We start from the raw sequence: 594 nt of genomic DNA, 5'->3' as shown, positions 1-594 counted from the left end.
CGGTCTTTCCACGTCACAATCTGCGAGAAGGGAAACGCTCCCGCCGCATCGAAACTGTCTTTCGGACCAGGGGGAATGAACGGTTCGCCCGCATAGACCCAACTTAAGTCCCAATGAGAAGCATCACGGCTCGTGCCGATATAACAATCGATTAAGCCCCCGGTCCGTAGCACGCTCATCAGGGCGAAGTGAACACCTTGGTACCTCCAGTCTGTCAGTGCATAAATTTGCCGCCGTTTGTATTCTGAATCTCCCTCACGGTCGAACTCCCAGCTTTGAATCAGCGTCCACCCTGTTGGATCCGCTTTCACGTCAGGATTGGTCATGGTGCGGCTGCCGCGACTTATCTTCCGGTCATCTCCCTCAACAGGTCCGGCGTAAATATCGCGGGTGAAGATCCGGTACACTTTCGCATCGCTATCTCAGTTCATCTGATTATGCGTATCCGATGCCGTGACGTAACTTCGCCCTTCGGTCTGGGGATGAGGAATCGAGGTGCGGGACAATACAGCCTGTCCGTTGTTATAGGCAGTCCAATGGATGCCGTCTGGAGAATGGGCGAGATGAATCGCCTTCTGACTTTTTTCCCATCGA

1 protein-coding gene is annotated in these 594 nt (G+C 53.7%); it reads right to left on the bottom strand.

The features are described 5' to 3' along the window. Positions 1 to 407: hypothetical protein (locus J4G02_22040; GenBank protein ID MCE2397195.1), on the bottom strand; the 407-nt coding region annotated here is incomplete at its 3' end. Positions 408 to 594: the final 187 nt, after the last annotated feature.

Source organism: Candidatus Poribacteria bacterium (assembly GCA_021295755.1).
Taxonomy (GTDB): domain Bacteria; phylum Poribacteria; class WGA-4E; order WGA-4E; family PCPOR2b; genus PCPOR2b.
The sequence above is the reverse complement of the archived record's forward strand: the minus strand, read 5'-3'. Positions and strand labels throughout refer to the sequence as shown.